Annotated in this window: 6 protein-coding genes and 2 pseudogenes; 5 read left to right on the plus strand and 3 right to left on the minus strand. The window is 69.7% G+C overall.

The genetic code is table 11. The annotated features are described in order from the left end of the window. Both ACFWP5_RS51190 and ACFWP5_RS51195 read right to left on the minus strand, forming a co-directional pair. Positions 1-95 (minus strand): annotated as a pseudogene (locus ACFWP5_RS51190) (NPP1 family protein); the annotation flags it as partial. Continuing rightward, a pseudogene (locus ACFWP5_RS51195) lies at positions 93-389 on the minus strand (hypothetical protein); the annotation flags it as partial. The pseudogenes ACFWP5_RS51195 and ACFWP5_RS51190, both read right to left, overlap by 3 nt. Before the next feature lie 329 nt (positions 390-718). On the opposite strand from ACFWP5_RS51195, the gene ACFWP5_RS51200 reads away from it, so the two are divergent. Further along, complete coding sequence (locus tag ACFWP5_RS51200; protein WP_384173921.1) at positions 719-1,723, plus strand: helix-turn-helix transcriptional regulator; 1,005 nt, start codon at positions 719-721, stop codon at positions 1,721-1,723. After that, positions 1,720-2,697: a helix-turn-helix transcriptional regulator gene (locus tag ACFWP5_RS51205; RefSeq protein WP_384173924.1), complete on the plus strand. Its 978-nt coding sequence runs from the start codon at positions 1,720-1,722 to the stop codon at positions 2,695-2,697. Before ACFWP5_RS51200 ends, ACFWP5_RS51205 begins: the two co-directional genes overlap by 4 nt. Here ACFWP5_RS51205 and ACFWP5_RS51210 read toward each other — a convergent pair. Beyond that, entirely contained in the window at positions 2,660-3,718 is a 1,059-nt protein-coding gene (locus tag ACFWP5_RS51210) for a LuxR C-terminal-related transcriptional regulator (protein ID WP_384173927.1), read from the minus strand. The two genes, ACFWP5_RS51205 and ACFWP5_RS51210, sit on opposite strands and share 38 nt — an antisense overlap. A 262-nt stretch (positions 3,719-3,980) precedes the next feature. On the opposite strand from ACFWP5_RS51210, the gene ACFWP5_RS51215 reads away from it, so the two are divergent. The 3 genes from ACFWP5_RS51215 to ACFWP5_RS51225 all read left to right on the plus strand — a co-directional run. Further along, entirely contained in the window at positions 3,981-5,528 is a 1,548-nt protein-coding gene (locus ACFWP5_RS51215) for a circularly permuted type 2 ATP-grasp protein (protein WP_384173929.1), read from the plus strand. Continuing rightward, positions 5,525-6,457, plus strand: a complete 933-nt coding sequence (locus ACFWP5_RS51220) for an alpha-E domain-containing protein (protein WP_384173932.1) — start codon at positions 5,525-5,527, stop codon at positions 6,455-6,457. The genes ACFWP5_RS51215 and ACFWP5_RS51220 overlap by 4 nt, the downstream gene beginning before the upstream one ends. A 1-nt stretch (position 6,458) precedes the next feature. Continuing rightward, positions 6,459-6,742 (plus strand): transglutaminase N-terminal domain-containing protein (locus ACFWP5_RS51225; RefSeq protein WP_384173935.1); only part of this gene is annotated, 284 nt, incomplete at its 3' end.

A 6,742-nucleotide genomic window follows, 5' to 3' on the forward strand; every position in this document is an offset into this window, starting at 1 on the left:
CCGTCCGGGCCGATCGCGGGCGTCGGGTAGCAGCCGTCCGTGTCGTAGTCGAAGGCGGGCAGATATGTCTGCTCGGCGGCTTCGGCGTTCGCGGGGGCATCCGGTTCCACCAGCCGGTGGTCTCGTTGGTCAAGATTCACAAAGATCATTCCGTACCGAATAGCACATCGAACTGGCTGCGGCGCCCCCCGAGGCCGCCGCAGACACCGGTACGCCCGTAGGTCCTCGTCCTCGTCCCGCGTCACGACGACCGGCTCACCGAACACGGTCACCATGAGCGAGTCACCGCTGTGGGGGATGGCGGTGGCCAGGTCGATGAAGTGCCAGCCGGAGCGGTAGGCCGTGGCCATCTCGCGTCGGAAGGAGCGGTCGTCGGGTGGGGTGGTCACGTCAACTCCACGCAGTGTCATCTGCGGTCACAGAAGTGTCGCCGGCGGCCACGGTCGCGGTGTCGGCCGCGAGTGACCAGGCGGTGTCCTGCCGCACCTCACTCTTCGCACCAGAGAGGCCACTCAGAGTTCCGAAGGCCACAACGGCGGAGAAGGCGGCGACCAGCACCGAGCGAAGCATTCTCTTACGCATAGTCGGCTTCGTCCTCACTTGAAGGTCCCTCTTCCCCCGTCGAGTAAGACGATGGCTCATTCGGGCACGTCATGGCCACACGATCGGTGCATCATGTTCCTGCATGTTCAGGACCCTGGGGGGTGGAGATTTGACAATGAATCGGACCAAAGCGACGCATCCCCACGCTGTGACGGAGTTGTGTGAGGAAGGAGGTCGTCTTTACGCGAACGCACTCCGCACGGGACGTATCGCACGCGCAGACGTGGAGCCTGCCCCGTGTTTGATGGAGTTCGCCCTGCTCCACCCGGATCCGGACGACGCGAACTGGCTGTGCCCGGTTCCCCCGGCGGTCGCCCTGGCTCAGCGGCTCAATCCGATCGAACGCGAGATCACGGACCGCCGACGGCTGTCCATCGACATGGCCGACGTCTTCGAGCCGTTTATGGCGCTGAGCGCCCAGGTGACCGAGTCCACCCACTCGATCTCCGTACTGGAGGGCCTCGACCGCATCAACGCGGCGCTCGACCTGGCGACGGCACAGTGCCAGAACGAGGTGCTCGCGGTGCAGCCGAGCCACCGCCACCCGGAACGCCGGCTCGTCGAGGCGCTCGAACGCGACAGGCCGCTGATCGAGCGAGGGGTACGCATCCGGACCCTGTACCAGCACACGGCCAGATACAGCCCGGAGCGGCTCGCGTGGGTGGACAACTTCACCGACGGCAAGGTGGAGTACCGCACCATCGACGAACTGGTCGAGCGCCTCATCATCTGCGACGAGACCGTCGCCTTCATCCCGATCCGTGACGACCGTCAGGTCGCCCTGGAACTGCGTCACCCCGGTCTCGTGAGCTACCTGATCAAGGTCTTCGAGTTCATGTGGAACCGCGCGGTCCCGCTGAGCGCCGGCGCCCCCTACGAAACCGCCCCCGACGGCATCACCGACATCCAGCACTCCATCGCCAAGCTCCTGATCGAGGGCCACGTCGACGAGGCCATCGCCCGCCGGCTGGGCATGAACGTGCGGACCTGCCGGGCCCACATCGCCAAGCTCGCCACGGCCCTGGGCAGCGGCAGCCGCGCCCAGCTCGGCTTTCTCATAGCCCAGTCGGGGATCCTGAACAAGGACGACCCGGCACCGGGAGGAGACGGCACACCGTGACCGAGGCGCACACGCACGGAGCGGATGACCTGTGCGAGGCAGGCCTGAGCCTGTATGTCCGAGCCCTGCGCGTCGGACGGGTGCGTGCCGACGACACCGACGAGGCACCGTGCCTGGTCGGTCTCGGCCTGCTGCAGCCCGAGCTCGGGGACGACCCCGGCTGGCTGCGCCCCGTCGCGCCCGCCTCCGTCCTCCACCGGCTGCTACGACGGTCGGCCGAGCGGATCGCGGACGAGCGGCGCCTGGAGGAGCGCCTGGAGACCACCTACGCGCCGCTGCTGCGGCTCGACGGCTCCCGTACGGCGGCCACGGAGACCTCGACCCTCACCGTCCTCGGTGACAAGGAGCGCATCAACCAGGCCATCACCGAGGCCATGGCGGACGCCACGGGCGAGCTTCTCGCCATCCAGCCCAACATCAACCCCCGCAGTCATGAAGCACAAGCCATCGCGCTCGTCCGCGACCAGGCCCTGCTCGACCGCGGCGGACACATCCGCACCCTCTACCAGCACACCCAGCGACACAGGCCACTCGTCCTGGCCCGCTACGAGCAACTGCGGGGCGACGCGGAGGCCCGCACCCTGGACGAGGTCACCGACCGCCTGATCGTCATCGACCGCACGGTCGCCTTCATCCCCGCCAGCAGGGACCGCAGTCTCGCCCTGGAAGTCCGCCATCCCGCGCTGATCGACTACTTCATCAACGTCTTCGACCGCCTCTGGCACCTCGCCACCCCCATGTACCCCGAGGCCGTCCAACGCCCCTCCCCGAACGGCATCACCCCCCGCCAGCACGCCATCGCCGGCCTCCTCGTCGAAGGCCACACCGACGCCGTCATCGCCGACCGCCTCGGCATGAACATCCGCACCGCCCGAGTCCACATAGCCAAACTCGCCGCCACCCTCGGCAGCGAGAGCCGGGCCCAACTCGGCTACCTCATCGGGCAGTCGGGGATTCTCGATCCGCCGGGGTGAGCTGCACGGGGACGTCCGGCATGCGTGACGAGGCGCCGTCCAGGCCCACCTGGGCGATGCGCACGCCGAGTTGGGTGCGGCTGGCCGCGCCCAGGGTCTCCGACAGCCGCGCGATGTGGGCGCGGCACGTCCGCACGCTTATGCCGAGCCGTTCCGCGATCACCGCGTCCTGGTGGCCGTCCGCGAGCAGGGCGGCGATGGACTGTTCGCGGTGGGAGATGCCCTCGATGCCCGTGTCCGGCAGCGGGGCCGCGACGGGGATCGCCAGGCGCCACAGGCGGTCGAAGACCGTGACGAAGTAGTCGATCAACGCCGGGTGGCGCAGCTCCAGGGCCATCGTGTGGTCGGCGTTGGCGGGGATGAAGGCGACCGTGCGGTCGAAGAGGATCAGGCGGTCGACGACCTCGTCGAGCGTCCTCGCCTCCACCGCGTCGCCCATCAACTCCAGGTAGTTGAGCAGGCCCTGGCCGTGGCGGGCCACGTGGGTGTACAGGTCGCGCATCCGTACCCCGCGCGAGCGCAGGGCGAGGGCCCGGTGCAGGCCCTCCGTGAGCTCCGGTTCGCGGCGGATGCCGCCGGGCTGGACGGTGAGGACCTCGCCGGTGCAGGCCTCCGTCGCGTCGTCCATCGCCGCCTGGATGCGGGAGAGGCCGTCCAGGACGCGGATCGCGGCGCCCTCCAGGGACACCGACGCCGACGCGGACGCCTGGATACGGCGGCCGAGACCGGCGTACCACTCGAAGGCGGCGACCGCCGAACCCACCCGCCGGTGGCTCTCGCTGACCTCGTCGTAGACCCCGCGCAGCAGCCGGCTCATGACCTCCTGCGGGGCGGTCGGGACCAGCCAGGCCATGTCGTCGGGGTCGGGGTGGAGGAGGGCCAGCTCCAGCAGGCACGGCACCGGTTCGGCGTCCGTGCGCGGCACCCGGCCCCGTCGTACGGCCCGGGAGTACACGCGGTCCCCGGTATCGCAGAGTCGGTCAGCACCGTGTGGATGCTCGTCCGTCCCGTGCCCGGCCATCGCCCATCCCACCCCCGGTTCCCGGCTCTTTGCAGCGCAACTATGCGCGGACCGGTCCTGCTCCGCAACACGGCTCCCGCTCGAACAGCCCCCGAAAACCGCCGATATAACCCACTATCTCCCGGCCTCCGTGCCTCCCCTTGCAACAAGCTGGGGGGTGTCGGGCCACGGCCGCCGAGTCCCCCGGCGTATCACTTTCCGCGTGAGCTGCCGGAAATCACTCAGAGATCGTCGTGTTACGTATCGCCTCTAACGTCCCCTCATGGCGGACATATTTGACGCATACGCATTGGCCGATGCGTGGGACGAGATGTTTGTGCGGCCGGGTGAGGTCAGAGCCGCCTACGAGCCGGTACTGGCGGCACTCCAGCCCATCGAGCCGAGTGAACTGCGCTTCCGCGCGGACCAGATGGCCCGCGCGTTCACCGACCGCGGCGTGACCTACGCCTTCGCGGGCGAGGAACGGCCCTGGCCACTGGACCTGGTGCCCCGGATCATCGACGCGCTGGAGTGGGATCTCATCCAGCGCGGGGTGGCGCAGAGAGTGCGGGCGTTGGAGGCCTATCTCTCCGACGCGTACTCGCACTGCCGTGCCTTCGAGGACGGGGTCGTGCCCTGGCGGCTGCTCCTCAACTCGGCTCATTTCCATCGGGCCGCGCAGGGCGTCGAGCCACCGGGCGGGGTCCGCATCCACGTCGCCGGCATCGACCTCGTACGGGACGAGGCCGGCGACTTCCGGGTGCTGGAAGACAACGTGCGGGTGCCCAGCGGGGTTTCGTACGTCATCGAGAACCGCAGAGCCATGACGCGGATCTTCCCCTCGCTCTTCGCCGAGCAGCACGTGGTCCCCGTCGACGGGTACGCGGGACGACTGCTGGCCGCGCTGCGGGCCGCCGCGCCCGCGGGCACCCAGGACCCCCGGGTCGTGGTCCTCACCCCGGGACCGGGGAACGCCGCCTACTTCGAACACGCCCTGCTCGCGCGGCTGATGGGCGTGCAGCTGGTGGTGGGGCACGACCTGGTGTGCCGCAACAACCGGGTGTGGATGCGCACCACGCGCGGCGAGGTGCCCGTCCACGTCGTATACCGGCGGCTGGACGACGACTTCCTCGACCCGCTGCACTTCCGCCCCGACTCGGTGATCGGCTGCCCGGGCATCATGAACGCGGCCCAGGCCGGGAACGTCACACTCGCGAACGCGGTCGGCAACGGCATCGCGGACGACAAGCTCCTCTACACCTACGTCCCCGACCTCATCCGCTACTACCTCTCCGAGGAACCGATTCTCCCCAACGTGGAGTCCTACCGCCCTGACGAGCCGGGCCAGTTGGAGGCGGTCCTCGACCAGATCGACCAACTCGTCGTGAAGCCGGTCGACGGCGCCGGGGGCATGGGCATCGTCATCGGACCCAAGGCGGACGCGAAGACCCTCGAACGCACTCGCAAAGCCGTCGCCGCCGACCCGCGCGGCTGGATCGCGCAGCGCCCCGTCGCCCTGTCCACCTCGCCCACCCTCGCGGGCGAACGCATGGCACCGCGCCACATCGACCTGCGCCCGTTCGCCGTGAACGACGGCACCGACGTCTGGGTGCTGCCCGGCGGCCTCACCCGCGTCGCCCTCCAGGAGGGCAACCTGATCGTCAACTCCAGCCAGGGCGGCGGCTCCAAGGACACCTGGGTGCTCGCGGAGGGCCCCGCCGAACAGCCCGAGCCGCTGACCCCGGACGGCGAACCGCCCGAGGTGGCACCCCGCCAGCTCGGCCCCGACGGCAACCCCACGGTCGTACAGGAAGGGGCGCAGCAGCAGTGAACGACGTGATCCTCTCCCGGATAGCCGAGGCCCTGACGTGGACGGGCCGTTATGTCGAGCGCGCCGACAACACCGGGCGCATCCTCGACGCCTATCTGCACCGCCTGCTGGAGGACCCCTGGCGCGACGAGGACGTGGCCTGCCGGTCGCTGTACGCGATCCTCGGGGTCGACGCGGGCGGCCAACGCGTCGACATGCAGCAGGTGTTGGACCAGCTCGCGTTCGACGCCCGCTCGACGTGTTCCATCGAGGGCGCGCTCGGCGCCGCCCGGCTCAACGCCCGCAGCGCCCGGGAAGCCGTCTCCTCGGAGATGTGGGAGTGCCTCAACTCCACCTGGCACGCCCTGGCCGACCAACGCCTGGCGGCCCGCCGTACGGGCCCTTACGCCTATCTGGAGCTCGTACGGCGCCGCGCGGCCCTCTTCTTCGGCCTCGCCGACTCGACGATGAGCCGCGACGACAGCTGGCGTTTCGTCGTCCTCGGCCGCAGCCTTGAACGGGTGGACATGACCGTACGGCTGCTGTCGGTACGGGTGTTGGACGCGGCGCACGCGCCCGACTGGCCGACACTGCTCAGCGCGAGCGGCGCCGACGAGGCGTACGCGCGCGTGTACGGCGGTTTCGGGGACACCCCGAGAGTGGCCGAATTCCTGCTCATGGACCGGGACTTCCCGCGCTCGGCGCTGCACGCGCTGACGACGGCCGAGGAGTGCCTGACCGCGCTCGGCCGCCAGCGCCAGGACCCGGCCCGGCGCCCCATCGGCCGGCTGCGCACCCGCCTCGAATACCTGGACTCGCACGCCTTGGAAGAGCAACTGCCCGCCCTCCTCAAGGACTTGCAGCACGCCTGCATGGACTCGGCGGAGGCGGTGGCGGAGTTGTTCTTCCCGTACCAGGGGCCCGTCGAGTGGGCCCAGGAAGGAGCCTGAGATGACCCGTAGGCTTCGCATCCGCCACACCACCAGCGTGTCGTACGCCCAGGCGGCCGTCTCCTCCCACAACGAGGTGAGGATGACCCCACTGACGCTCCCCGGCCAGACCACGCTGGACGCGCGCGTCACGGTGAACCCGACGACACCCACCTGGTCGTACTGGGACTACTGGGGCACCCAGGTCACCGGCTTCGACCTGATGGACCCGCACGCGGACCTCACGATCACCGCGTCGAGCCTCGTCGAGACGTCCCCGCCGGACCTGCCCGGCCCCTCCCCCAC

The organism is Streptomyces sp. NPDC058469, assembly GCF_042721125.1.
In the GTDB taxonomy this organism is placed as follows: domain Bacteria; phylum Actinomycetota; class Actinomycetes; order Streptomycetales; family Streptomycetaceae; genus Streptomyces.